At 54.0% G+C, this 24,072-nt stretch carries 20 protein-coding genes; 19 read left to right on the forward strand and 1 reads right to left on the reverse strand.

Annotated elements, in window-relative coordinates; all coding sequences use genetic code 11:
* Positions 1–88 precede the first annotated feature (88 nt).
* From KF752_20270 to KF752_20360, 19 genes are all read left to right on the forward strand, one after another.
* Positions 89–1,111 (forward strand): glycosyltransferase family 4 protein, encoded by a 1,023-nt coding sequence (locus KF752_20270; GenBank protein MBX3423900.1) that lies wholly within the window; start codon positions 89–91, stop codon positions 1,109–1,111.
* A gap of 58 nt (positions 1,112–1,169) precedes the next feature.
* On the forward strand, positions 1,170–1,856 hold the full coding sequence (locus KF752_20275; GenBank protein MBX3423901.1) for a class I SAM-dependent methyltransferase: 687 nt from the start codon (positions 1,170–1,172) through the stop codon (positions 1,854–1,856).
* A 281-nt stretch (positions 1,857–2,137) separates the two neighbouring features.
* Positions 2,138–3,097, forward strand: a complete 960-nt coding sequence (locus KF752_20280; protein MBX3423902.1) for a hypothetical protein — start codon at positions 2,138–2,140, stop codon at positions 3,095–3,097.
* A complete protein-coding gene (locus KF752_20285; GenBank protein ID MBX3423903.1) occupies positions 3,094–4,926 on the forward strand; it encodes a hypothetical protein in 1,833 nt (610 codons plus the stop codon). Before KF752_20280 ends, KF752_20285 begins: the two co-directional genes overlap by 4 nt.
* 402 nt (positions 4,927–5,328) lie before the next feature.
* Complete coding sequence (locus tag KF752_20290) at positions 5,329–6,147, forward strand: class I SAM-dependent methyltransferase (protein MBX3423904.1); 819 nt, start codon at positions 5,329–5,331, stop codon at positions 6,145–6,147.
* 50 nt (positions 6,148–6,197) lie between these two features.
* Positions 6,198–7,292: a FemAB family PEP-CTERM system-associated protein gene (locus tag KF752_20295; GenBank protein MBX3423905.1), complete on the forward strand. Its 1,095-nt coding sequence runs from the start codon at positions 6,198–6,200 to the stop codon at positions 7,290–7,292.
* A gap of 292 nt (positions 7,293–7,584) precedes the next feature.
* Positions 7,585–8,838 carry a glycosyltransferase family 4 protein gene (locus KF752_20300; protein ID MBX3423906.1) on the forward strand — a complete coding sequence of 418 codons (1,254 nt, stop codon included), beginning with the start codon at positions 7,585–7,587 and terminating at the stop codon, positions 8,836–8,838.
* On the forward strand, positions 8,817–10,706 hold the full coding sequence (locus KF752_20305; protein MBX3423907.1) for a hypothetical protein: 1,890 nt from the start codon (positions 8,817–8,819) through the stop codon (positions 10,704–10,706). The genes KF752_20300 and KF752_20305 overlap by 22 nt, the downstream gene beginning before the upstream one ends.
* A gap of 29 nt (positions 10,707–10,735) precedes the next feature.
* Positions 10,736–11,587, forward strand: a complete 852-nt coding sequence (locus KF752_20310) for a polysaccharide deacetylase family protein (protein MBX3423908.1) — start codon at positions 10,736–10,738, stop codon at positions 11,585–11,587.
* A 57-nt stretch (positions 11,588–11,644) separates the two neighbouring features.
* Positions 11,645–12,298 (forward strand): sugar transferase, encoded by a 654-nt coding sequence (locus tag KF752_20315; GenBank protein MBX3423909.1) that lies wholly within the window; start codon positions 11,645–11,647, stop codon positions 12,296–12,298.
* A 6-nt stretch (positions 12,299–12,304) separates the two neighbouring features.
* On the forward strand, positions 12,305–13,555 hold the full coding sequence (locus KF752_20320; protein ID MBX3423910.1) for a glycosyltransferase family 4 protein: 1,251 nt from the start codon (positions 12,305–12,307) through the stop codon (positions 13,553–13,555).
* Between the two features lie 111 nt (positions 13,556–13,666).
* On the forward strand, positions 13,667–14,272 hold the full coding sequence (locus tag KF752_20325) for a sugar transferase (GenBank protein MBX3423911.1): 606 nt from the start codon (positions 13,667–13,669) through the stop codon (positions 14,270–14,272).
* Positions 14,273–14,362: 90 nt separating this feature from the next.
* On the forward strand, positions 14,363–14,587 hold the full coding sequence (locus tag KF752_20330) for an acyl carrier protein (GenBank protein ID MBX3423912.1): 225 nt from the start codon (positions 14,363–14,365) through the stop codon (positions 14,585–14,587).
* 50 nt (positions 14,588–14,637) lie between these two features.
* Entirely contained in the window at positions 14,638–15,912 is a 1,275-nt protein-coding gene (locus KF752_20335) for an AMP-binding protein (protein ID MBX3423913.1), read from the forward strand.
* 1 nt (position 15,913) lies between these two features.
* On the forward strand, positions 15,914–16,639 hold the full coding sequence (locus KF752_20340; protein MBX3423914.1) for an SDR family oxidoreductase: 726 nt from the start codon (positions 15,914–15,916) through the stop codon (positions 16,637–16,639).
* A gap of 144 nt (positions 16,640–16,783) precedes the next feature.
* Positions 16,784–17,395: a hypothetical protein gene (locus KF752_20345; protein MBX3423915.1), complete on the forward strand. Its 612-nt coding sequence runs from the start codon at positions 16,784–16,786 to the stop codon at positions 17,393–17,395.
* Positions 17,396–17,457: 62 nt separating this feature from the next.
* Positions 17,458–18,609, forward strand: coding sequence for an aminotransferase class I/II-fold pyridoxal phosphate-dependent enzyme (locus KF752_20350; GenBank protein MBX3423916.1), 1,152 nt, complete (start codon positions 17,458–17,460; stop codon positions 18,607–18,609).
* A gap of 257 nt (positions 18,610–18,866) precedes the next feature.
* Positions 18,867–20,687 carry an exosortase U gene (gene xrtU / locus KF752_20355; GenBank protein MBX3423917.1) on the forward strand — a complete coding sequence of 607 codons (1,821 nt, stop codon included), beginning with the start codon at positions 18,867–18,869 and terminating at the stop codon, positions 20,685–20,687.
* Positions 20,688–20,991: 304 nt separating this feature from the next.
* Complete coding sequence (locus tag KF752_20360; protein ID MBX3423918.1) at positions 20,992–22,389, forward strand: UDP-glucose 6-dehydrogenase; 1,398 nt, start codon at positions 20,992–20,994, stop codon at positions 22,387–22,389.
* Here KF752_20360 and KF752_20365 read toward each other — a convergent pair.
* A complete protein-coding gene (locus tag KF752_20365) occupies positions 22,336–24,015 on the reverse strand; it encodes a HEAT repeat domain-containing protein (protein MBX3423919.1) in 1,680 nt (559 codons plus the stop codon). The two genes, KF752_20360 and KF752_20365, sit on opposite strands and share 54 nt — an antisense overlap.
* Positions 24,016–24,072 lie beyond the last annotated feature (57 nt).

Raw genomic sequence — 24,072 nt, forward strand, 5'->3', positions numbered from 1 at the left:
TCGCTCTACCGGCATCTGTCAACTCACGACCGGACATTCACTCGATGACGAGCGAATACTGCACCGCATGGCTTGGACGGCTAATCGAATGGGGTTTCGTGCAGCTGTCGCAGGCCCAGCAGACGCATCCGGTGATTATCAAGGCATCGCGCTAATCTCGATCTTTGACCCAACTCGGATTCGCTGGTTTCGCCACCGAGTTTTTGCATGGATACGAGTTTGCTGGTGGGCATTGTTTTCAAAATTTCGTATCTTCCACTTTCACGATCCAGACCTGATCCCAGCAGGCATCGTACTCAGGCTATTTGGTAGAAAGGTAATCTACGATGTGCATGACGATTACCAAGCGACCTTCCAGTTATTGACTGCCAATCGCTGGTGGTTACGGAATTGGTTTCCGAGTTGCTGGTGGAGATTCGAGCGAACTGCTGCTAGGTTATTTAACGGCGTAATCGTGGCAGACCGGCATTTGGCACAAAAATTCCAAGCTTGTAGACCCATCGTTCTGGGAAATTTTCCCCGTTTGGATTTCACCAATCCAGCAGACACTTCTCATGAATCAACATTCAATGTGCTGTATGTTGGAGGCGTTACACGTGAGCGCGGACTAAAGGTAGCTCTTGATTCGCTCAAGACACTTCCGCAACAAGATATTCGGTTGCATGTAATTGGCCCTTGTCACGATCAATTGTTGCTGCAGGAGCTAAGCCATGACCCACGTGTCGTAGTACACGGTCGGTTGAATTGGACTGAACTCAGTCGCCATTACGAACGCGCCCACATTGGGCTGGCTCTGTATCAGCCGCTACCCATTTTTTTGTATTGTACTGGGGAAAACGCCGTAAAAATCATCGAATATATGGCCGCTGGCATTCCGGTACTGTCAGCGGATTTTCCCGGCCTGAGGGCATTCGTTAGCGAAGCCGGAGTTGGACTGGTGGTTGATCCGCAAGATGCTGTGGCCGTCGCAGGACAAATCCAGCGACTGTACAGTGATCGCGAGCTGCTGTCTCACTTGGGGAGGCGGGGACGAGAACTATTCGAATCTGAGTACCATTGGGAAAAACACGAGCCCAAGCTCGCCGAACTCTATCGGCAAGTCAGCAACTGACGTAAGACTACGAACCGACCAGGTGTGTTGATTTCACAGATGAAGGTCATGAAATACGATGGCTAAAGAGACCTATTCGCAAATTCTGCTCAAAGGCGGGCCGTTGGTGCGCTGGCAGCGGTTTGCGCGATTCCATGCCGCCGTTGGCTACATGCAGCAACTAGGTGCACACCAGCAGCAACGGCTATTGGACATCGGAGCGGCCGATGGCATCGGATTGCCTTTTTTTGAACCGTTGTTCAAGGAAGTCGTGTGCTTGAACTACTATGAAAACCATTGTCGCGAACTGCTGTCCGCCTTTCCAGGCCGGACTGTTGTTGCGGCTGACGCTCGCAATATTCCGTTGCCCGATGGTGGGTTTTCCTTCGTGGTCTCGCTAGAAACATTGCATTTGATCCCGGAACGTCGGGAGGATGCAATCCGCCAAGTACATCGACTCCTGGAACCGGGTGGTCATTTCATCTTCAGTGTGCCCATTGAGATCGGATACACGGCGCTGCTCAAATATTTCTCGCGCGGTCTGAGCCGTCATGGATTAGATGGCATGAATTTTCCCATGGCTCTGCGACACGTCTTCCCCAAGGCGTTCAATGTCAAACAATTCGACAAAGGTCGGCAGGTTGGCTTCGATGCCTACGATTTTCGCGATAGCATCGCACCTTGGTTTGATGTGATCCGCACACGTGTGCTGCCTCTGCCCGTACTGCTGCCATTCAATTTGATGGTGGTCGCACGTCGTAAGTAAACCGGCCAACGAGAGCAGATCAGTAGCCACCGTCACCAGCCGGTGGAACCCATAACCACTTCCACACAAATAGTTTGATACAACGGGAGAAACTAACATGGATTTACAGGATTTACAGGATGATCGTCGATCCGTATTACAGGCTGGAGAGACCACTGAGCAAATTATCCTGTATAACTTGTCCATCAATGTTTATTTAGTTTTTAGACCTTATGTATAGGTGACGATCCGTCCACGAATCTGCCCACCGTCTGGCGACGGTAACTACAAAGAAAAATAGATTGTTAACTACTCAGACACCTTCGATAGCTCGCGCGACGTCCGACGATCCAATCCTTTGGCCCGATGGCCAGCGGTTCGCGCTGTTTCTGTCGCACGACATCGATCAGATCTACGACCGCGAAATGTGGCGGATACTGGCCGATGGAAATCACGTTCGCAGAATGATCACCCAGGGTGAGGGTGGCAATGTGGCCCTGGCACTGCGACGGATGGCGCGCTGTATTGTATGGCCGAGGCGTACCGGTGAAGATTTCCGTGTGCTGCTAGATATTGAAGCGCAGTATCGGTTTCGTTCGACCTACTACGTGCTGCACGACCCTTACTGGAAACGCAACGGACCGCGCTATGGATTAGACTCGGCTGGGTTGCGCGGCATCATCGAGCAGATCAAATCCGCCAACTGCGAAATCGGTGTTCATGGTGGTTACTATCGCTACAATAATGCGGACGCCTATCGCGAAAGTCGTCTGGCGATCTCCGACAAATTTGATGTGCCAGTGACGGGAATTCGCAACCATCTTCTACGGTTCTCGTATCCTGAGACCTGGCGCGCCCAGGCGGCGGCTGGCTTTTCGTACGATTCGACCTACGGACCCTACAGACAAATCGGTGTCGCTGATGGTCACTATTTTCCGTTTCAACCAGTCGATCCGGCTACGGGTCACTCGATGAACTTGACCGTGCTGCCGCTGAGTGTCATGGATGTCAACCTATTCAGTCACTTGCGGCTGACGGGCCAACAGGCACTGGAGGCGGCATGGAAAGCGATCGTGCCTATCATCGAGCGAGGTGGTTTGGTCAGTTTGCTGTGGCATAACAACTATTTTCACGAGCCCGAGTACGCTGATTGGCAGTGGGTGTACCACCAGTTGTTGGATCGCTGCGCCCAACACCAGCCCTGGTGCGCGACGGGGGCAGAAATTGACTCGTGGTGCAGACAACAGTGGGTGAACAAGTGATGTGGTTGGTTCTGGTGGCTGGCTGGGCGGTGGCAATCGCCTTGGCTGCGCATTTTATCGTCGCCAAGTGTTGGTTTCTGTCCAGCAGTTGGCTGGGCTGGCCGATGCTGATAGCGAATGCCATTTATGAAACGGTAGAAATCCGAGGCCGCCTGCCGCGCATGAAGCAAGATGTGTTCATCTTTGTTGTATTGACGGCCGGTTTTACGCTGCTGGGTGGGCCATGGTTCGGACTCGCGTTTGTACTGGTAGGTGGAACAGCTTGGCTCGGCTCACAAATCGTCGATATGCAGTGGCGACTGGATGTACCTGCAACCCAACTGGCGTCCGTGGGCGGTCGAGTTCCCTTGCCGATCCCGTGTTACATCGCCTGGCTAAAGGGGCCGGTAGTCGAGCGCCGATCGAGCCTCTATGAACTTGGCCATTGGCCTCAGGGTTTAACCCAAGCCTTTGAACTATGGATTCTGAATCCTGGCACCGTGCGACCCCAATTGCCCCTGTCGATCCGCATCGAATCGTCAACTACGTCAATCACTGTTGAGCGAACAAATCAAGTCGACGTTTGCCCGGAGCCCAGCCAGGTGGTCTGCCAACAGTTTCGGCTCTCGGCCGCTCAGGCGGGCCGGGGCGGTCGCGTAACCATTGAGATCGTCCACGGCGATCGCGTTTGGTCAAGGACTTTGAATCTGAGTGGCATTGTGCCGGCCGAGCAAGTTCAGATTCGATCAGCGCAAATCAATCGCTGGAAATATGGCTGCCAGGGCGGCTTTGTGTGGCGTGGCGATCACGACCTTTACGATCCATCAACGTTTCAGTCCGAAGAGGGGTTGAAAAAGGCACTGGGCTTGGCGGCGCGATATCGAATGCCCACGACGGTCATGCTGTCCACAGGTTTAAATCTCGATCAACAGACGCATCGGGCGTTCTGCGAAAAGTTTGGCTGGAATCGTCATTCCGAAGAGATACCTGCGTTTATCGAGTTCATGCGGCGTGATATTGACATGACCAATGAGCAGGATTTTCCAACCAGTATGGACAAGCCGTTTTCAGCAGAGATCGGCAATCACATGCATTTGCACTACGGCACTCATGCCGCTGCCGATGCTGGCAATAATTGGAAATCCCACGCGCGGATGGGCGATGGCAACTATCCATGGTTGCAGAAATATCCCTGTTCATCACTGGACGAGCAGCGCGACAACATGCTCAAGTGCGATAAGATGATTCAGCAGCATTTGGGGGTCAAGACGACCTGTTTTACGGTCCCGAGCGATGCGTGGGATGAGTTCACGCCTCAAGCTGTCGAGGCGGCGGGAATCCCTGTCAGCGTCGAGACGGCCATGAGTAAGCTGGCTAAGCTGCTGTTTTTTCCGCGCGAACACCATCCTGCGGGCTGCGAGTCGTTGGCTGAAATGACGCGCATGTTGCCACGTGATCCGGTCAATGGTGCTCAGATCGCCATGCTAAAGTTCTGGGTGGGGGTTGCCCGACGACGCCGACAAGCACTGGTCTTTCTGGCGCATCATCACTTGGTGATGTACCAAAGCAATGCCTGCTATAACCTGACGTCTGAGCTGATGCGCCATGTCCTGGCAGACACCGAAGGCGATGTCTATCCTGGTACTCTAACAGCCATGGGATTGTACTGGCGCGATGTCCTGAGCCAGCGAACCCGCAAAGTGCAATTGGAAGTGCGCGGGCGCGAGGTTGTGGCGCACAATTCGGGCGAGCGTCCATTGTCGGGATTGCCTGTCGAGATATGCTTGGCCGATGGACGCCACTGGATGCAGTTGGTTGACATCGCGCCGCAATCTTCGGTTCGCTTGTAAGGCAGAGTTTCGGAAGTCTCATGCCAAAGCTCTGCCCTCCTCGCGATACACAACTTTCACCTAGTTCAACTTTATTGATTACATGCAGGAGCCAGGAATCACGGGACACAAGTTGCGAAACCCGTCCCGTCGGGACAAGATGTTGGTAGAACAAACGATCCCAAGCGACATGGAGTTCCGTAGGAACGCTATGTTTTCATGACCACAAATAACTTGCCAACAATATTTCGCCACTATCGGGGCTAGATGAACGTTGCGGCTGTTTGTTGGCTACTAATATTTCGCCCCTATCGGGGCAGAATTGTCAATTAATCAACGAGTTCTAAAAGCAAGATTATCCATGCTATGGTTAGTGAATTAAGGCCTACTCTTGAACCTTGCGATTTATGTTCGTCCGACAGTTTGAAACCTATCGTCCAGGAGCGGGGCTATCAGATTTATCGTTGCCGGAACTGCGGGCTGGCTCAGGTGCGCCCGATTCCCCAAGATACCACGATCGAGAATAGCGATTACTGGCACGTCAACGTAGACGACCCGCAGGTACAAGTCTCTCGTTTGGGATCGCAAAAGGTATTTGCGGGTGGCATCGACAAGATTGAACAACATTCAGGTCTGTCGGTTCGCGGCAAAAAGTTGCTGGATGTTGGCTGCGGAATGGGGTTGTTCTTGGAAGTGGCTCAGCAGCGTGGCGCCGCTATTCACGGCATCGACTTGACTCCTGAAGCCGTACAATTCACTCGCAAACTGTGCGGTGTCGACACGATTCAACAAGGCAGCTTTGAATCCAGCGATTACGCACCCGGCAGCTTTGAGATCATTACCGGTTGGAACATGTTGCACTCGGTGAATAGCCCCACCGATTGGTTGAAGAAAGCTCATCAATTGTTGAGCGATCATGGAATCTTGCTCCTGAAGGTGCCGAACATCACATTCTTCAACGCGTTGCACCGCCTGCCGCGACTGACCAAGCTGTTGGGTATTCCCAAGACGCCGTACTTGACCACCGTTCCGCCGCTTGCCTTGTACGGTTATTCGACAACGACCTTGAGTAAGCTGTTGCGTAAAGCGAATTTCGATGTTTTGTGGGTCGGCTGTTCACCGATTAACGAACGACGCGGCATGCACGCCAAGTTATCAACGGCGTTGTCGACACTGGCGACTGCTTCGATGGGTCATGTCAACTATCACCCAGTCATCATGGCCGTGGCACGCAAGCGATAAGGCCAGGTAGCTGCGCTCGCCAGTGCGTGGTCGGTCAAGGTAGCTACGAATTGTCTGCTGATGTTTTATTTAAGTACACAAGCCACGACGATCAACGGGAGTCCGCTGCAGTGGTGACGGTACGGCTACTTCAGTCCGCGACAGAGGACCTGCATCGCTGGGATCGATACGTTTTGGCACATCCTGAAGCCACCATGTTTCACCTCAGTTCGTGGCAGATGGTTATTCAGCGTGCACTGGGATATCAACCCAGCTATTTGCTAGCTGAGCAATCCGGCGCGGTAGTGGGCATCTGTCCGCTTTTCGTCCTGCGGACACGTCTATTCGGTACTTTTGCGGTTAGCCTGCCATTCTTGAACTATGGAGGAATTGTTGGAGATTCAATTCAAATTCAGCAGGCGCTGTTGGATCAGGCTAGCGACATTGGCCGACAGGCCGACTGCCGATACATTGAACTCCGCCAGCGTTACCCGCTGCAGCTCGATCTGCCGCGTGACGAACGTAAAGTAGGGTCGTTTTTGTCGTTAGAGGGTGGCACCGAGCAAGTCTTCAAGCGGCTGCACCAAAATGTGCGGAACAAAGTTCGCAAAGCTGAAAAAAACGAAGTGATCGTCCAGTCAGGGCCAGAATGTCTGAAGGATTTTTATGCGGTCTACTCGCGCAATTTGCGCGACCTGGGCACTCCGGTGATTTCGCCACGTTTTTTTGCCGAGATTCAGCGAGCGTTTCCCGATACTTGCCGCGTGTATCGGGCTGTGCGCCACGGACACACGATCGCGGCTAAGTTCGTAGTTTTCGACGCTAACACCTGCTATTTTGTGTGGTCGGCGTCGATTCGCGATCAATTGCAGTACGCACCTGTTCAGCTCATGAACTGGCGAGCCATTGAGGATGCGATCGGGGTTGGCTGCCAGACCGTTGACTTTGGCCGCAGTACACGGGGTTCGAGCCACGAAGAGTTCAAAAAATTCTGGGGCGTTCAGGCGGAGACGTTGCCTTGGTGTTACAAGTTGCTAAGTCAGACTGAGATGCCTGGACTAGCCAAAGAGAATCCGAAATTCAGTTTGGCAATTGAAGGTTGGAAACGCTTACCGCTGCCAATCAGCCGGCTACTTGGCCCACCTTTGGCTCGATTGCTACCGTAAATGCTGATCTCTTGGTAACCGTTCGCGTCCCATGGTGGGTCGGCACGGGGCTAAACAATGTGCAGGGAGACAGTCTTGAGTCGAATCGGCAAAATTTAACGTTGAACACCCATTTTCATCATCCCCGCTTGACCCAGCCTACAACTAGCGTGAACGGTTATCCTTCGCCTGAAGTACCATTGGCAAATAAGGTGCTGTATCAGCTGGTACGCCTTAGCGTCCGGTTTTTTGTTAGAAACCGGGTGCTAGCGCACTGCGGCTGATCAGAAACGGGCACTGTCCAGAAAACAATATGCGTCTGATTTTCATCCACCAATTTTTTGCCGGCCCCGAATCGCCTGGCCCAGCGCAGCCGCGCCGATTGGTGCGCTACTTGGCTGATCGGGGCCATGAGGTCATCGTACTGGCTGGCGATTACAACGCCTACACCGAACAGACCGAACCGACGGAGTCGATCACGACTCAGCAGGGCGGTTCGGTAATGGTTCATCGCTTGAAGGTGCCCAGGCAATTACGAGCCAGCATGCTCAATCGCCTGCGGTCATACGGTTATTTCGCGTGGGCTGCCTATCGGTTTGGTCGCAGTCTACCCGCTGCGGATGTGGTGCTGGCGAGTATTCAACCTCTGTTCAGCGGGATGGCTGCGCGAGCGCTAGCGCGTAAGTTTCGTTGCCCGTTCTTGTTGGAAGTACGCGATCTTTGGCCCGACGCGCTGGTCGTTCGTCGTTTGGTAACCGGCTATAAAGCCTGGATATTGGAGCGAATGGCCCGGTCGAACTACTTCTCCGCAGATCGCGTCGTGTGTTTGACTCCGGGGCTCAAGACCGAACTGCTAAAGAAGGGCGTGCCCGCCGAGCGAATTGACCTGTTCCCCAATGCTTATGACAAGCATTTGTATGATCTGCCGCCTGAAACCCGACAGCAGGTACGCCAGCAGATGGGCTGGGGCGACCAATTTGTGGCAGTCTATACCGGCACACACACTGTGGTCACCGCCATCGATGTCATCGTCCGTGCTGCCAACGAATTGAAGGATCGCGCGGATATTCGTATCGACCTGTTTGGTACTGGACAGACCAAGCAGGAAGCCATCGAACTGGCCGCGCAGTTAGGTCTAACCAACATCCACTTTCACGATGCGGTGCCCAAGAAGCGTGTGCCCGAGATTTTGGCCGGTGCGGACGCCGGTATCATGACGTTGTTTCAGAGCCCGCTGATACATATTTATTTTGAGAACAAGTTGATCGACTACATGGCCGCAGGCAAGCCGATACTGGCTGCGATGGACGGAGTGCAGCCGATCTTAATAGAGCGAGCTGGTGCCGGTCGCGTTGTTCATGGTCTGGATCATGCTGGACTGTCGAAACTGATCCGTGATACAGCCGACAATCCGGCCAATGCGAGAGCCATGGGCGAGGCAGGATACAAATTCGTATCTGCCAATGTGACTCAAGAAATTGTCCTGCAGCACTACGCGGCTGTTCTGGAGGCGATGGCTCAGCGCAAACTGCATGAGGTACCGGTTTGGGATCCACTGAATCTGTGATGAATCTGGTGGTCAGCTTAATTGCATTGAGCGGCTTGGCTGCGTGGCTGCCGTTGATTTTGAGTCGCTGTTTGGAGCTAGCGCCCTACCGCATCGGCTGGACCATGTACCTGTCCAATGTCCTGTTGGAGACCGCCGAAAAGCGATTGTCGCTGAACCGATGGTGGTTGGAAGCTGGTCTGACGATCGTGGTTGCCGTTGTGCTAAGCATTGGCCTACAGCGATGGTGGGTAGGCTTGGCTGTCGTGTTGCTGCAGTTGCTGCTGGCACTGAAGAATCTGCTGGAAGAACGACACGTTGTCAATCAAGTGTATGCGACACAAGAGACTGTTGGACTGCGCGGTGGCGGCGACGGTCAAGCTGCTGAGCGTTATCCGGCTCCCGGCTTACACCCCAGGTTGTGCTTGAATCTGGAAGGCCCTTTTATCGAGCGATTGCCAGAGTATCAGCTCGGGCTGGTAGCGCTCGACCAACCGTTTCAAATTCAACTACTGATCGGCAATCACAGCCGAGTACCCTGCCAGACGCCTGTGGCAGTTGAAATTCAATTGCCATCCGGCTGGAATATAGTGGACGGAGAATTGCAACTGCAACTACCGGCGATTGCATCTGGGCAGGTTCAGCAAGTATGTTGGAGACTGGTATCGACCAAGGCTTCAGTTCAACCACAAAGTCTGCGCATCTGTGTTCGCGGTAGCCGTTTTGAGGGTAATCTGCAGGTTCATTCATTGGGCACACGCACAGTCCAAGTCAGCGAAATTGAAAGTGTCGAAATCAGCCGCTACCCGGGTGGGCGGCGTTCGGCGTTCTCCCTGCGCGGAGATTTTGATCTATACGATACGGCTTCGTTTCAGACGATCGAAGGATTGGAAGCCGCTTTCGGCTTGAGCATGCGGTATGGTATGGCTCAGACGATGTATCTGTCTACGCGATTGAGTTTAGATCAGCAGGCCGCCGCCGAGTGGGCCGATCACTACAGTATTGCGCGGGGCGCTGATCAGATCCCCGAGTTTATCCAGTGGATGCGGGAGCACGTAGAGCTGTGTTACTCCGCGGCGTACCCAGTTCGTACATCTCGGCGTTACGCAATCGAATTGGGCAATCATGGGCACCTGCACTACGATACTGACGCTTCAGGTGCACCAGGCAATCAGTGGCTGGCTGGTGCTAAGGCCGGGCAAGGTCAATATCCCTGGCAAGGTGCGGATCGTTCGTCGCTGGCAGATCAGCGCGATAACATGCTTGAAGCGGCTCGCTGGTGCCAGCAATTGTTTCAATATGTGCCACGCTCGTGGGCTAAACCGGGTCGCGGCAACGATCGGTTCTCACCGGCTGCAGTCCAGGCCGCTGGCTGCGAAGTGGCCACCGGTTCGGACATCAGTCCCAAAGACAATGTGCTGCGACAGCCAGCTCCCCATCATCCATCCGGCACGAGCATCGTGGAACTGACCGCTCGCTACCCATCGGATCCACAGCATATACAACATGCAGCCATGCTCCGATTTTGGATCTACCGTGGTCACCGCCTGGCTCGTCCGCTGGTTCTGCTGGTGCATCAACACCTACGACAATTCGATGGCGTTGTTTGTCAGAGAATGACGGAGTGGCTGTTGCATCAAGCTGTACATGCATTTCATGGCGATCTATTTGTGGATACGGTGTATGGCGTGGGGCGATATTGGCTGGATGTCTTGAGCCCCTTAACCAAGCAAGTTCGCGTGCAGTTTGAAGATTCCTGCATCAAGATTCACAATGACGGCACGCGTGCGCTATCACAAGTGCCTGTTGATGTGCGACTGAAGTCGGGCCAGCGGCTAACACGACTGGTGGACCTACCTGCACACCAAACCCTAGTCATTGCCCTCTAGTGCCTACACTACATACCAAATCGATTTTATTGTCAGCCGACATCGAGGATTGGGCGCAGTCGACGCTCGATCCGGAAATGCCAATCTATCCGCGAGCCGGTACCAATACCGAGCACTTGCTGGATCTGGTAGCCCGAGCGGACTGCAAATTAACCTGCTTTGTGCTAGGCAAATTTGCTGAGAAGTTCCCAGAAACGGTACGGCGCATGGTCCGTGAAGGACACGAAGTCGCCTCGCATGGATACGGCCATGTGAACATTTATGAACAAACTCCGGAGCAATTTCGCAACGATGTGCGGCGATCCAAAGCGCAACTGGAGGATCTGACAGGTCAGGCGGTTGTGGGCTACCGTGGGCCGTGTTTTTCACTGGGACCAGCGGGCAACTGGCCCTTGGAGATTCTGGCTGAAGAGAGTTTCTTGTACGACTCGAGTATCTTCCCGTCGCCCACCTATCGCAACGGCCGAGCAGACTGGCCGGCCCATCCGGTCAACGTGACACTGCCTTCAGGTCGGAAGCTGGTCGAGTTTCCGGCGGCAACATTGCAGCGGTTCGGGCGCGTGTTGCCGGTGGCCGGCGGTGGTTACCATCGACTGTTGCCCTGGCCACTCATCAACTGGTGTGTCCAACAGTCGCTGGCTGACAATGGCATCTTTACCTTGTATTGCCATCCATACGAATTTGATCCCGACGAATTTGCACATTTGCCACTTGAACTTTCCTGGAAAGTTCGACTTCACCAAGGACTGGGACGCCGCACATTTGAGTCCAAGTTTTGTAAGTTGATGTCAAAATATCCAACGACTACGGCGCGAGAGTTATTGGCAAGGGATTGGCCTGAGTTTCGCGCTGCGTCGGACACTGCGCAGCGTCAGACGTAGTTGGAGATACTCTTCTCTGGTCTAATGACTCCCCGACCTATTCCCGTCTCTTGAAGAATTCCTGACTTGTTAACCCCGACACAATCCGCAATCAAGCGATGCTTTGATCTGGCTATGTCCGCCATCGGATTAGCCCTGACTGGCTGGATTATTTTGCTCGCTTGGCTACTGGCCTCACGAGACTGCCGAGCCAACGGCTTCTTTACACAGTACCGAATTGGGGCTGGTGGCAAACGATTCAAGGTCATCAAAATTCGCACAATGCGAGTCACCGACCAGCATCAGTTGGAAGACGAATTAGAAGGCCGGTTGCCAGAAGGTGGCTGGACGACGGTGACAACCGCCAACGACCCGCGCATTACCAAATTGGGACGCTTTTGGCGCAAGACAAAGATCGACGAGTTGCCGCAATTGATCAATGTCTTGCTGGGACAGATGAGTTTTGTCGGTCCGCGCCCCGATGTGCCAGGTTTCGCAGATTTGCTGGACGGCGATGACCGAATTGTGTTGTCGGTCCGCCCTGGCATTACAGGTCCAGCAACACTCAAGTATCGACACGAAGAAGAAATCCTGGCCGGAGTGGACGACCCCGAAGCCTACAATCGGGACGTTATCTTCCCCGACAAAGTGCGACTCAATCGCGAATATGTTCAGCAGTGGTCGTTCTGGAAGGACATCGGTTACATATTGCAGACGATTTTCTCGCGGTAGTCTCCGATGCGTATCCTGTATATCAGTAAATATGCGGTTAGTCCTGTTTTCGGCGACCCAACGCGACAGTTTTTCTACTGCAAGTATTTGTCGCGTCAACCTGCCACGCACGTGCATTTGGTCAGTTCGGCTTCCGCTACCTGTCATTTATTACAACCTTTTCGAGGGGCCTGTGTGCAGCAGCAGTACGAACGGCTGACGCACAGTGTCCTCAATGGTCCGCGCATTAGCCTGGGATTTAGTCTCAAGCGAATCTGGTCATGGTTATGGTTCGAATTTCAAATCTGGCGACAATTCAGCCGCATTCGACGCTGGCAACCGGATGTGATCATCGTCAGCTCGCTTTCCATTTTGACTTTTGTCACAGGGTTGATCCTAAAGTATATTTTGCGCAGACCGCTGATCATTGAAGTCCGCGACGTGTATCCAGAAACGCTGATTTCACTGGCCGGTTACCGCAGTTACCACCCGCTAGTGATCGCCCTGGCATGTATCGAGAAGACCGGCTACCGCCGCGCGGACGCTATCGTTAGCAGTTTGCCTAATCTGGCCCCTCACGTCCGACATAAGCTGGGACATGACAAACCTGTTGCCTACCTGCCCATGGGTTTTGATCCTGAGTTCTATGCTCCAGCGCCGCCTTCGCCGAAAGGCCAAGAGACCATCCGACAGTTGCAGACATTGAAGGATAAGTTTGTCGTTGGATACATAGGAACGATAGGCCTGGCCAACGCGCTTGAAGAACCGCTGCGAGCCTTCCGCGACTTGCAACGGTCTCATCCTAATATTCATCTGGTCATCGTAGGTGATGGTCCGCTGAGTCAAAAGTATCAGGCCGAGTATAGCGGCCTAGGCAATATTCATTTTTTTGATCGACATCCCAAGAGCGACTTACCCTATTTGCTCGAGCACATGCAGGTAGTCATTAGCCCCTGGCTGGATCGCTCCATTTACCAATTTGGGATCAGCCCAAACAAGTGGATTGACTACTTGGCCGCAGCCAAACCGATCCTTGCCTGTCTGAGCGGATTCCGGTTTCTGTTGGACGAGCAACGTTGCGGATGGTTCATTCCACCACAGGATTGTGCGGCGTTTCAAGCTGGCGTCATCAGGGCCTATCAGACTCCGGCAAGTGAACTGACGGCGATGGGGCAACGCGGTCAAAAATACTTGAAGGAAAACTTGACATACGACGTTTTGGCAGCGCGGCTGCGTGAAATTATCGACCAGGTTGTGGCGGGACCATGCGGCAGTTGACAATCTACCGTAGCGATCGTCGCCAGAGGCTGGTCTTGCCTGGGATTTACCGTCTGGCGACGGCCGCTTCAGTTCGGCCGCTTGCCTGACAGGACACTTGGAAAACTCCCATTGCTAAAACGAGCCATTGATATTGCGGTTGCCGCAGGGGCCATCCTGCTGTTTTCGCCGCTGCTGGCGATCATCGCACTGGCGATTGTTCGCAGCTTGGGCAAGCCGGTGCTCTTTTCGCAGCAACGACCCGGAATCAAGGGACAACCCTTTTGGATGTTCAAGTTTCGCACCATGACCGATGCACGCGACGCCGAAGGTCACCTCTTGCCCGACGATCAACGTTTGAATCGCCTGGGTAAGTTTCTGCGTTCCAGCAGCCTGGATGAACTGCCTGAACTGTGGAACGTACTCAAAGGCGACATGAGTCTGGTTGGACCGCGACCGTTATTGATGCAGTATCTGCCCCTGTATACACCTCGGCAGGCTCGGCGCCACGATGTGCGCCCTGGCATTACCGGTTGGGCGCAGATTAACGGTCGTAACGCGCTAACTTGGGAACAAAAGTTTGAATACGACGTATGGTACGTTGAGAATCAGTCGCTGTGGCTAGACTTGAGAATCTTGGCCTGCACCATTTTCAAGGTCTTAGGTCGACAAGGAATTTCTGCCCCCGGACACGTCACGGCAGACTTTTTTCGAGGTAGCCCCGATGAAAACGGCTGATGACTCACCACCAAGGCTGTCACCAAATCATCTCCAACGTAAAATGACGACTCGGAGCCCTTGGAATTGAATCACGATACTGATCAAAAACTGACTGCGGTCACCAAGCACCTCAACGAGGTGCTTCGAGTCTCGCAGCGCCCGCCGGTGAGCCGGTTGACGCCAACGCTGCGTTTACGTCAAGACCTGGGCCTGGATTCTCTTGAGCTGGCCGAGTTCACCGTGCGGTTGGAAGCCGAGTTTGGCGTCGACATCTTCCGCGATGGCCTAGTCAATACGGTAGGTGAAGTGCTAGATCGACTTGGCGCGGACTGATCTAATCGCCTAGCACGCAACCCTTAGCACTCGCTGCATTTTGAAGTTCCATGCTGTTCTTAATTAGTCCCACAGGGGATGTTCAATTTGGTTACGATCGACTGCTGGACGATTTGATTCGTGGAACAGCGTTGGTACCAAGTGGTGATGCGACCTCGGATCTATACGCCGAACTGGTTTATTGGTTGGGAAGCATTCTGCGATGTCGGCCAGAAGTGCGCTGGAATGGAACCGTATCGCGCGATTTGGCGGAGAATCATCGCGACGAGTTGCCGGAGAAAACTAGAAAAGCCTTAGAAAGCGCGAACTTCTCCAACCCTCAGTCGAACCTGGCCCCATGGCGAGAACCGTTTCTCCGGTCAACCAGCCGAATTCTGCTGGAGACATCGGGGTCCAGCGGCCATCCCAAACGTGTCTGGCACTCGATGCAGTCCCTAACACGCGGTGCCAAATTGTCCGCCAAACATCGTTCAGCAGTCTGGGGTTTGACCTATCCCACGGATCACTTAGCGGGTATTCAAGTATTGTTCCAAGCGATACTGAACAGGAATCCCCTTGTGAATTTGTATCGGGCCAGCGCCGCCGATGTGCATCGCGCGCTACAGCGCTGGAAAATTACGCACGTCAGTTGCACTCCCACATTTCTGCGGATGTTGTTGTACGATACCTACGTGCACCCGCACTTGGAACGGTTAACGACTGGTGGCGAACGGTTGGATGCTCAACTGCTGGAACCGATTGCCCGAATGTTTCCGCACGCTCGGCTGACCAACATTTATGCGTCCACTGAAGTTGGATCGTTATTGGTCAGCCATAACGACGGTTTTGTGATCGGCGACCAATTGTTGGATCGAGTTCGCATCGTGGACGGGCAATTGTACCTGCACGACAGTTTGAAAGTTGACAGCCACGATGAATACGATTTTGCAATTGAGCCCAGCGGTTCCACAAGCCAGATGGACGGATTTTGGGCGACTGGCGATCAGGTCGAGATCATCCACGACCAGCCGCTGACCATCCGCTTCTTGGCTCGTAGTCATGAAGGGTTCAACGTGGCCGGCTTTCGTGTTGACCCGGTACGGTTGGAGGCAATTGCTAGAACGCATCCTCAAGTGGCAGATGCTCGCTTCTATGGCATCCCCAATTCAGTCACGGAACATCTGGTTGCCTGTGATTTGGTGCCGGTCCAAGGCGGTCAACCGCCTGAGGTATCGCAGTGGCAAGATTGGTTTCGACCGCAAGTTGCGCGCCACGAAGTACCTCGCGTCGTGCGTTGGGTGCGTGCGCTCGACACCACGGACTCTGGCAAAGTAAAGCGCAGTTAGCATGAAACACGTGCTCGTTACAGGCGGATCGCAGGGACTTGGTCTGGTGATTGTCGAGCGCCTACTGAGTCAGGGGTGGCGGGTTACATCGGTTCAGCGAACGACCAGCAGTCCATTACAGTGCTTGTCGGACGAGTATCCGGATCGGTTGCGTGTATTCAATATCGATTTGACGGATACAGCAGCGATCGAACCACAATTTCGCGACGTTTGGTTTCCGGAAAACCAGCCCGTCGATGGTTTGGTGAACAATGCTGGCATGGCCTACGATGACTTGGTCAGCAATTTGAATGTAGATCAATTGGATGCGATGATGCGCTTGAACGTGTACGCTGCCATGGCGTTATCGCGGGCTGTCATTCGTCGGTTGCTGTTGGTTGGATCGGCAGGTTCTATCGTCAATGTGTCGTCTGTATGCGCTCACACCGGCTACAAAGGCTTGGCTATGTATGCCGCCACCAAGGGGGCGCTCGAGGCGTTTTCGCGGACTGCTGCACGTGAATGGGGTGGTCGGCGCATTCGTTGCAACTGTGTGGTTCCAGGATTCATGGAAACCGCCATGTCGCAAGGACTGAGCAGCGATCAGCGCCAACAGATTTATCGACGCAATGCGCTGCACTCTGCCACTGATCCGCAATCCGTCGCGGCTACCGTCGAATTCCTACTGTCTGATTCTGCCGCCTCAATCACTGGGCAGAATATCGTTGTTGATGCCGGAACAATCTAAGGCCAGCGCTCCGAGGTGTAGCTACGCTCACGGACTCTGTAGCTACGCATGCCAGAGCGAGGTTGATCTCAGATCCAGCGTCTGGCGACGGCGGCTACTATTGAACCTTTCCCCATTCTCCGTTTTCACGTATTGATTAGTGTCATGCGCAAGAACATCATAATTTTTGGCGATCGTACTGCGGCCGAGATGTTGGCTGTGGCCCAGGAAGTTTGCCGTGACCAATTTCGGCAAGTAGAGACTTGTTTTGTGAACCCCGAAAATGTCCACTTCGATCCACAGTGCAAATTGTTGCAGGAACCGGCGTCGGAGGTCGACTACTTGATTGGCGTCCTGGACTTGAACCTCAAATTGCGCATCGAACAGGTCTGCCAATCTCGCGGCTATCGCCCCTGGACGCTGATACATCCCTCGGCCTATGTGGCTGCCTCGGCTAAGATCGGGCCAGGATGTTTTATCGCTCCACATGCTGCCATTGGAATTGAAGCCGATATTGGGGAGCACACGATTGTTCATTTCCACGCCTCGATTGGGCACGGTGCCCGACTTGGCCGACATTGCGCCATCCTGCCGGGAGCTAGAATCAGCGGTCGTGTCCACTTGGAGGACGGCGTGCTGGTGGGCTCGAACGCCTTCATTTACCAGGGAACAACCGTGGGTGCGCAAGCTCAGATTGACGCGTTAACCTATGTCAAAGACGATTTGGCGCCGCGACGTGTCGTCTCGGTTCGTCGGGGCGCGAATCATGATCAATAACCAAGCGAGCGTCGGTGTCGGGCCACAGCCTATCAGATTTTCAACGAGTCAGTGAAACACAGATCGTGAATAAGATATTTTTGTCACCACCTTGCATGTTGGGCAATGAGCGTCAGTTGTTACTGGACGCCTTTGACTCCAACTGGATTGCTCCACTTGGGCCGCATGTCGATGCCTTTGAACGTGAGTTTGCACAGCGCGTGCACATGCCGCATGCAGCCGCTCTTTCCAGTGGCACGGCAGCACTGCACTTAGCGCTGCTGGCGTTAGGCGTTAGACCTGACGATGAAGTGATCACTTCGTCGTTTACGTTCGCGGCCACCGCCAACGCCATTACGTACGTCGGAGCACGCCCAGTGTTTATTGACAGCGACCGGTCGAGTTGGAACATGGACCCCAATCTGTTGCGAGACGAGCTGGTTGATTGCCGTCAGCGCAATCGACTGCCGGCAGCCATCCTGGCCGTGGACATTCTGGGACAATGCTGCAACTACACGGCGATCGAAGAAATATGCCGAGAATTCGGGGTGCCGCTGATCGAAGATGCTGCTGAAGCCCTAGGAGCAACCTTGGCTGGCAGACCTGCAGGAAGCTTTGGATTGTTGTCCTGCTTTTCATTTAACGGAAACAAAATTATCACGACCAGCGGTGGCGGTATGTTGGTCGGTCGCGACGCCGAAACCGTTCAACACATCCGATTCCTGGCTACTCAAGCCCGCGATCCCGCTGCGCACTATGAGCACTCACACATCGGCTATAATTATCGCATGAGCAACCTCCTGGCCGCCGTCGGCCGAGGACAATTGGCTACCCTGGATCAACACGTGGCGCGACGTCGGGCGAATTTTGAGCAGTACGTAAAACTACTGCAGGGCAGTCCTGGGATCGCCTTCATGCCGGAAATCCCTGGCGGACGTTCGACTCGTTGGCTAACCGTGGTGTTGGTCGATCCGGACCTGTTTGGCCGTGATCGCGAGTCGATTCGGCTTGAGCTGGAAGCTCATCAAATCGAGTCGCGGCCGGCCTGGAAGCCCATGCATTGCCAGCCTATCTTCCGCAACTGTCGTAGCCGCGGTGGCCAAGTTTCGGAAGAGATTTTCCGTCTGGGACTGTGCCTACCAAGCGGTAGCTCGTTACAAACCGAGGATATTACGCGAATTGTGCAGGTCATGACGAATAACCGCGTAGCATCTTCGCTGATTGGAAACAGCTAGATGGCTGAGGTAGGTTGCCAATTGGACATTTTCGAGCACAATTGACGATTGAGGCGGTTTTCTGGACCTTCTGCGAACCTGAAGACAGTCGACTGTCCCTTGGACCACTGCCCGGAACATTCTGTAGTATGTTGTCCGTATCTACCCCGCAAGAATCAAATTCCCATCGGACTAGTTCGTTCAGTAACTTTCATTGTTTTTCAGAACGTCGCGTCCGCCTTACTTAGCAGCCAATGGCTGCGGAGCTTCATTTAGTTATGAGTAGTCTGGCTCAAGAGTCACCTTTCAATGTGAGTTCGCAATCGCCGATTGGAGAACGTTGGCGAGGCTTTTTCCAATCGCCTGTGGATTGGGTATTGGTCAGCGGACTTGTCGGCTTGGCTCCATTGCTGTATTCGGAAGCCAAGTCGCTGTGGTACCTCAAACACTACCAGTTTTTCCCGATGGCTTGGGCAGCGTTCGTTGCCATTCTCCTGCTGCGCGGACAATTGGCCAATTCCGTCAGTCGTGGACGGAAGATCATCGGTACTGCAGGTCTGACGTTTACAGTGGGCATCTCTGTATTAGCAGTGCTGCTGTATTATCCTAAGGTCGCCCATATCGCTGTCATTGGGCTGCTCATGGGTTGGATGCTGCTGCGGCTGAAGAATCCATGGTACGAGTGCGTGGCATGGACCGCATTGCTGTTGGTGACCGTCCGACTACCCGTCACGTTGGACCAGAATTTGATTCATGGATTGCAGACTCGCTCTTCGCAGTCTGCCAGCGCCTTGCTCGACCTGACCTCGATCCCGCATTTGGCAACCGGCAATGTGATCGAGATTAAGCCCGGCAAGCTGTTTGTGGAGGAGGCGTGCAGCGGCGTCGATAGCTTTTACGCCTTGATGGCCGTAGCCATCATGCTGTGTGTTTGGCAGCGGCGCGGACTATTGGTCAGCCTGTTGACACTTGCAGCAGTACCGCTGTGGGCCTGGTTTGGCAATGTCGTTCGTTTGTACATATTGACTCTGCTGTATAACAATTTTGACATTAACCTGACCGAAGGCTGGCAACACACCGTTTTAGGATTGGTAATTTTCTCGCTGGCCTTCGGTGGCCTGCTATCGATGATGGAGGCTCTCAACCGGCTTTTCGGTCCGTTGCCGGGTGGCGAAACCAACACCGATTGGGCGCACTGGTTGTATAACGTAGTGGTCAGTTGGCCCGATAGCTTCGCAGACGATGCTGCTCCTGCCAGTAGCGCTGGTACATCGGCTAACCTGACCAGTGGTGCATCCTCAAACAATGCGGCCGCTCGACCAGGCGGCTTGGGACTGGCTCTGCCGGTTCTGGGAGTCGTTGCGTTTCTAATATGTGGTGCAGTTTCGGCCGCTCCGTTGGTGGGCCTTGGCAAGAACCAGGCCACCAGATCCCCCGGATTCGATCGTGGTGAGGTTGCTGCAACCTTTGCCGAAGACAATCTGCCAGCCGATTTCGAAGGGATGGTCCGTAAGGCCTTCGAAGTCTCCCATCGCGAGCGCAATAGCATGTTCGGTGCGCACTCGGCTACTTGGACATTTCAAGACAAGGGACGCGATATTGTCCTCTCTCTGGACTTTGCATTTACGGTCTTCCACCCGTTGGAGGTCTGCTACATCTCGACCGGTTCGAAGGTCGTTGGCGAAATCGAACAGTTCGAGTATCAGACAGACTTAGGCACGCAGTTTGCCAGTTCAGTACAGTTGTTAGACTTGTTCGGCGAGCAATCCCACTTGATTTACACTGAGTTTACCGACGAAGGAATTTCGGCTGAGCGCATGGACAATCTCTCGCTAACAGCATTCTTCAATAAAGGTATCTTTGAGAAGTCTTTGGGGCCGCTATTTCAATTGCAGATTTTGATACCGGACGCATCCAGCTTGTCCGATGCAGAGAAAGACCGCTATCGCGATATACTTATCAAAGCGCGTGAGAAACTGCTTCCTAAAATTAAGCAATTGACATCGCCCGGATCTGCGCCAGTCGCCCTGCCGCAGGATTCAGTTCCGGCGGATTCCGCCCCGGAGAGCACGGCTCCGGTAGACGCCGCGAATAGTTAGCACTTGGATGTCTGCTCAGAACACGGGGCGGGTGTCGCCATGCGCTGTCGGAATTCTTTTGTGTAATTGAGGGAATTTTCCGATCGCAACTCCGGGTCTGCGTGAACGGGGATTCCCGCAGCACAGGTATGTGCAGCGGATTCCCTCAGACGAAATATCCGAATCTGGCTGCACAACCGAATCATTGCACCAACGTCGACTGGACTCATTGAGTTTACTGAACACCGGTCATTGAATGCTGTCCCAAGCGAATTAGGCTGAAGACTTGAAATCCTACGTTCCCAGTACTTCCAGCCCGAAAATCATGAATATTTGCTGCATTGGTGCGGGATATGTGGGCGGCCCGACCATGGCGATGATCGCCAAGCAGTGCCCCGATGTCAGCGTGAATGTTGTCGATTTGAATCAATCGCGGATTGACGCATGGAATTCTGAGCAATTACCAATTTATGAGCCGGGGCTGGACGAAGTTGTCCGCGCGGCGCGGGGTCGCAATCTCAGCTTTTCAACAGACGTGGATGGGGCCATAGACCAGGCCCAAATGATCTTTATCTGCGTGAACACACCCACCAAGACGTTTGGCATCGGTGCAGGACGTGCTGCAAACCTGGAGTACATAGAAAAGTGCGCTCGACGCATTGCGCGCGTCTCTCATGGACACAAAATTGTCGTCGAAAAATCGACATTGCCAGTGAGAACCGCCGAAGCTGTTAAACAAATCCTGTCGATCACGGACAACGGGGCCACTTTTGAGGTTTTGAGCAATCCAGAATTTCTAGCGGAAGGAACCGCGATCGACGATCTTATGAACCCGGATCGGGTACTGATCGGAGGTGAATCGTCGACAGCCATTGAGGCCTTAGCTGGTATCTATTCGCGCTGGGTACCACGTGAACGCATCCTGACGACCAATCTCTGGAGCAGCGAACTTTCCAAGTTGACGGCCAACGCATTTTTGGCACAGCGTGTTTCATCCATCAATGCCATTTCAGCGCTGTGTGAAGCCACCGGTGCTGACGTGGACGAAGTAGCGCGGGCCATCGGCACAGATTCTCGCATCGGCCCCAAATTCTTGAAGGCCTCGGTGGGCTTTGGCGGCAGTTGCTTCCAAAAGGACATTCTGAATCTGGCGTATCTGTGCGAGTATTTTGGACTGCAGGAAGTCGCGAATTACTGGCAGCAGGTTGTTTCGCTGAACGACTATCAACGCCGACGTTTTGCACAAAACATAGTGCGCACGCTGTTCAACACGGTCTCGAACAAGCGCATTGCCATGTTGGGTTGGGCTTTCAAGAAGGACACGAACGATACGCGTGAATCGGCTGCTATCTACGTTTGCCGTGACCTGTTGAATGAACGAGCCCAAGTCCACGTTTTCGATCCGCGCGTCGAGCGTGATCAAATCCTCGCGGATATTCGGCAGTCAATGTCGGATGCCGAAGGTCATATCTCGCCGGCTGCTGTCGAACTGATCTCCGACAATTTAGTAGTTGAGCCAGACGTGTATCAGGCCACCGGCGGCGCTCATGCAATCGCCGTGATGACCGAGTGGGATCAATTTCGTACCTTGGACTTCCAACGAATTCATCGCTCGATGCAAAAGCCGGCCTTTATTTTCGACGGGCGCAATATCCTGGATAACGACCAACTAACGCAGATCGGATTCCAGGTCTACTCGATCGGGCGCGGCCGTAGCGCCTGAACCGTCTTCTGCCTCGGCATCCCACCCGGGATTGAACGCCGATAGCAATTGTCGCCCACGATAGATCGCTAGTACGATCTGCGGTGACAAATTTATTGGACAGGACGCGGTGGGAAATGCCAGACAAGTCTGCTGGTCGGCGATCCCAACAGCAATCTGCTCGTCGCGCTTGATCTTGGCCAGCAAAGCTGGCTGACCCAATAAGTAGGTCAGCGCTATCGGCTGAACGATTTGGTAGCCGGCATCGGTCAACACATCGCTCAGCCGGTGCGCTTCACGTTGCTGCTGTACATTCCAATGTTCGGCGGCAACTTCGTAAATCTCTTCGTGATCCAATTGCCAACCGGCAAACGCCGCGTAGGCATCTTCTAGGATCAGCCCAGTCAATATGTCGGCAAAGGAATGCACCAGCGGGCCGGCGATTCCCAGGTTGACCAGCTCGCGATCAGGCAGTTGATATCTGTAGCGGAACAGATAGCAGTCGCGAGGTTCTTCAAACCCTGGCCAATACAGTGTCCGACTATCAACCAGCTCGATTGCCTGCGGCCCGACGGCAAACTGCATTGGACTAGCCAGCCAAGTCGCCAATTCGGACTCGGCCAAGGCCGCTGGGTGGAGATACCGCTGGTCGATTCGATCGGCTATTTCCAGTTCTTCTGCGTATTGTACAGCCTGGCGACGCGCCACCGGGTCGCTGGCCAGTTCAATCAAGCGTTCCACTCCTCGGGCATCTCCCAGACGCGCCAAAGCGGCCGCCGCTTCTGTCTGAATGCGTCGGTGCGGTAAGTCCAAGGCCTCGGCAAGTGCCGCCGTGGCCTCTGGAACACCCATCAATCCCAGCCCATCACATAGCGAGACGCATAACGCGGTGCTGTCGGCTAATATCCGTTGCACCTCTTCGACTTGCTCGCCATACGATCTGGGGTCTCGAGCCAGTTTCTCCAAGCGAATACACAGTTGCCGCAACAATTCAACCAGGCTGGCTTGCATGTGTAGAAGCGGATGCCGCTTCAATCGCCGCGATCGAACAGCATGATTTGCCAAGTCCAGAATGACGGTGCACAGCACCGGCTTGGTGAGCGAGTCATCTTCTAATCGCTCGAAGAAAAACTCCAGCGGCGCGCTATCCAGTTTCCATAACGGACTTAACCCCAGGCCCACCAGCGTCCATTGAGGAGGCGGTTGGCGATTTAATGCAAACGCCAATGCCGCCAATGATTCTTCGTCAGCCTGAGCAGCCAGGCATTGCAGAACATGCGCTGCCGCTACACTGTCACGGCTGGAAAGATCAAAATACAGTTGCGACAGCGTAGCGGCACTCACTGGCGAGTCGCCCTGGTCGGTGGTTGCGGGTGAAAATCCCCGAGCGCCAGCGACTAAGCGGCTGGCGATAGCCTGAAGAATCTTGCGAATGCGCTCCCCACGCGCTCGGTCTTCCAGGTCGTTACCCCCGAAAGCGCGATCTTCAATGACAATGGGTTGGAGGGCTTCGCACAGCACTTCTAACTCGCCGGGACTAGCCAGCCCTAACGTCTGCCCCAGTTCTGGCGGCCCTGAAGCCCCCACGGCTTCATCGCCGCGAATCCAAGCCAGCGTTTGTTGAAACCAACTCTGTGGGATCGTCAACGTAGTACCCTGTAGTTGAAAAGCTCGCCACTGCGCTCCGCCAGCTTGGCTGCGGCA

It is taken from the genome of Pirellulaceae bacterium (assembly GCA_019636385.1).
Taxonomy (GTDB): Bacteria; Planctomycetota; Planctomycetia; order Pirellulales; family Pirellulaceae; genus Aureliella.

Bases quoted from the DNA above. Each gene is read 5' to 3' on its own strand.
- KF752_20270 (MBX3423900.1), top strand. From the start codon at position 89: ATGGGGTTTCGTGCAGCTGTCGCAGGCCCAGCAGACGCATCCGGTGAT.
- KF752_20275 (MBX3423901.1), top strand. From the start codon at position 1,170: ATGGCTAAAGAGACCTATTCGCAAATTCTGCTCAAAGGCGGGCCGTTG.
- KF752_20300 (MBX3423906.1), top strand. From the start codon at position 7,585: ATGCGTCTGATTTTCATCCACCAATTTTTTGCCGGCCCCGAATCGCCT.
- KF752_20320 (MBX3423910.1), top strand. From the start codon at position 12,305: ATGCGTATCCTGTATATCAGTAAATATGCGGTTAGTCCTGTTTTCGGC.
- KF752_20335 (MBX3423913.1), top strand. From the start codon at position 14,638: ATGCTGTTCTTAATTAGTCCCACAGGGGATGTTCAATTTGGTTACGAT.
- KF752_20340 (MBX3423914.1), top strand. From the start codon at position 15,914: ATGAAACACGTGCTCGTTACAGGCGGATCGCAGGGACTTGGTCTGGTG.
- KF752_20345 (MBX3423915.1), top strand. From the start codon at position 16,784: ATGCGCAAGAACATCATAATTTTTGGCGATCGTACTGCGGCCGAGATG.
- xrtU (MBX3423917.1), top strand. From the start codon at position 18,867: ATGAGTAGTCTGGCTCAAGAGTCACCTTTCAATGTGAGTTCGCAATCG.
- KF752_20360 (MBX3423918.1), top strand. From the start codon at position 20,992: ATGAATATTTGCTGCATTGGTGCGGGATATGTGGGCGGCCCGACCATG.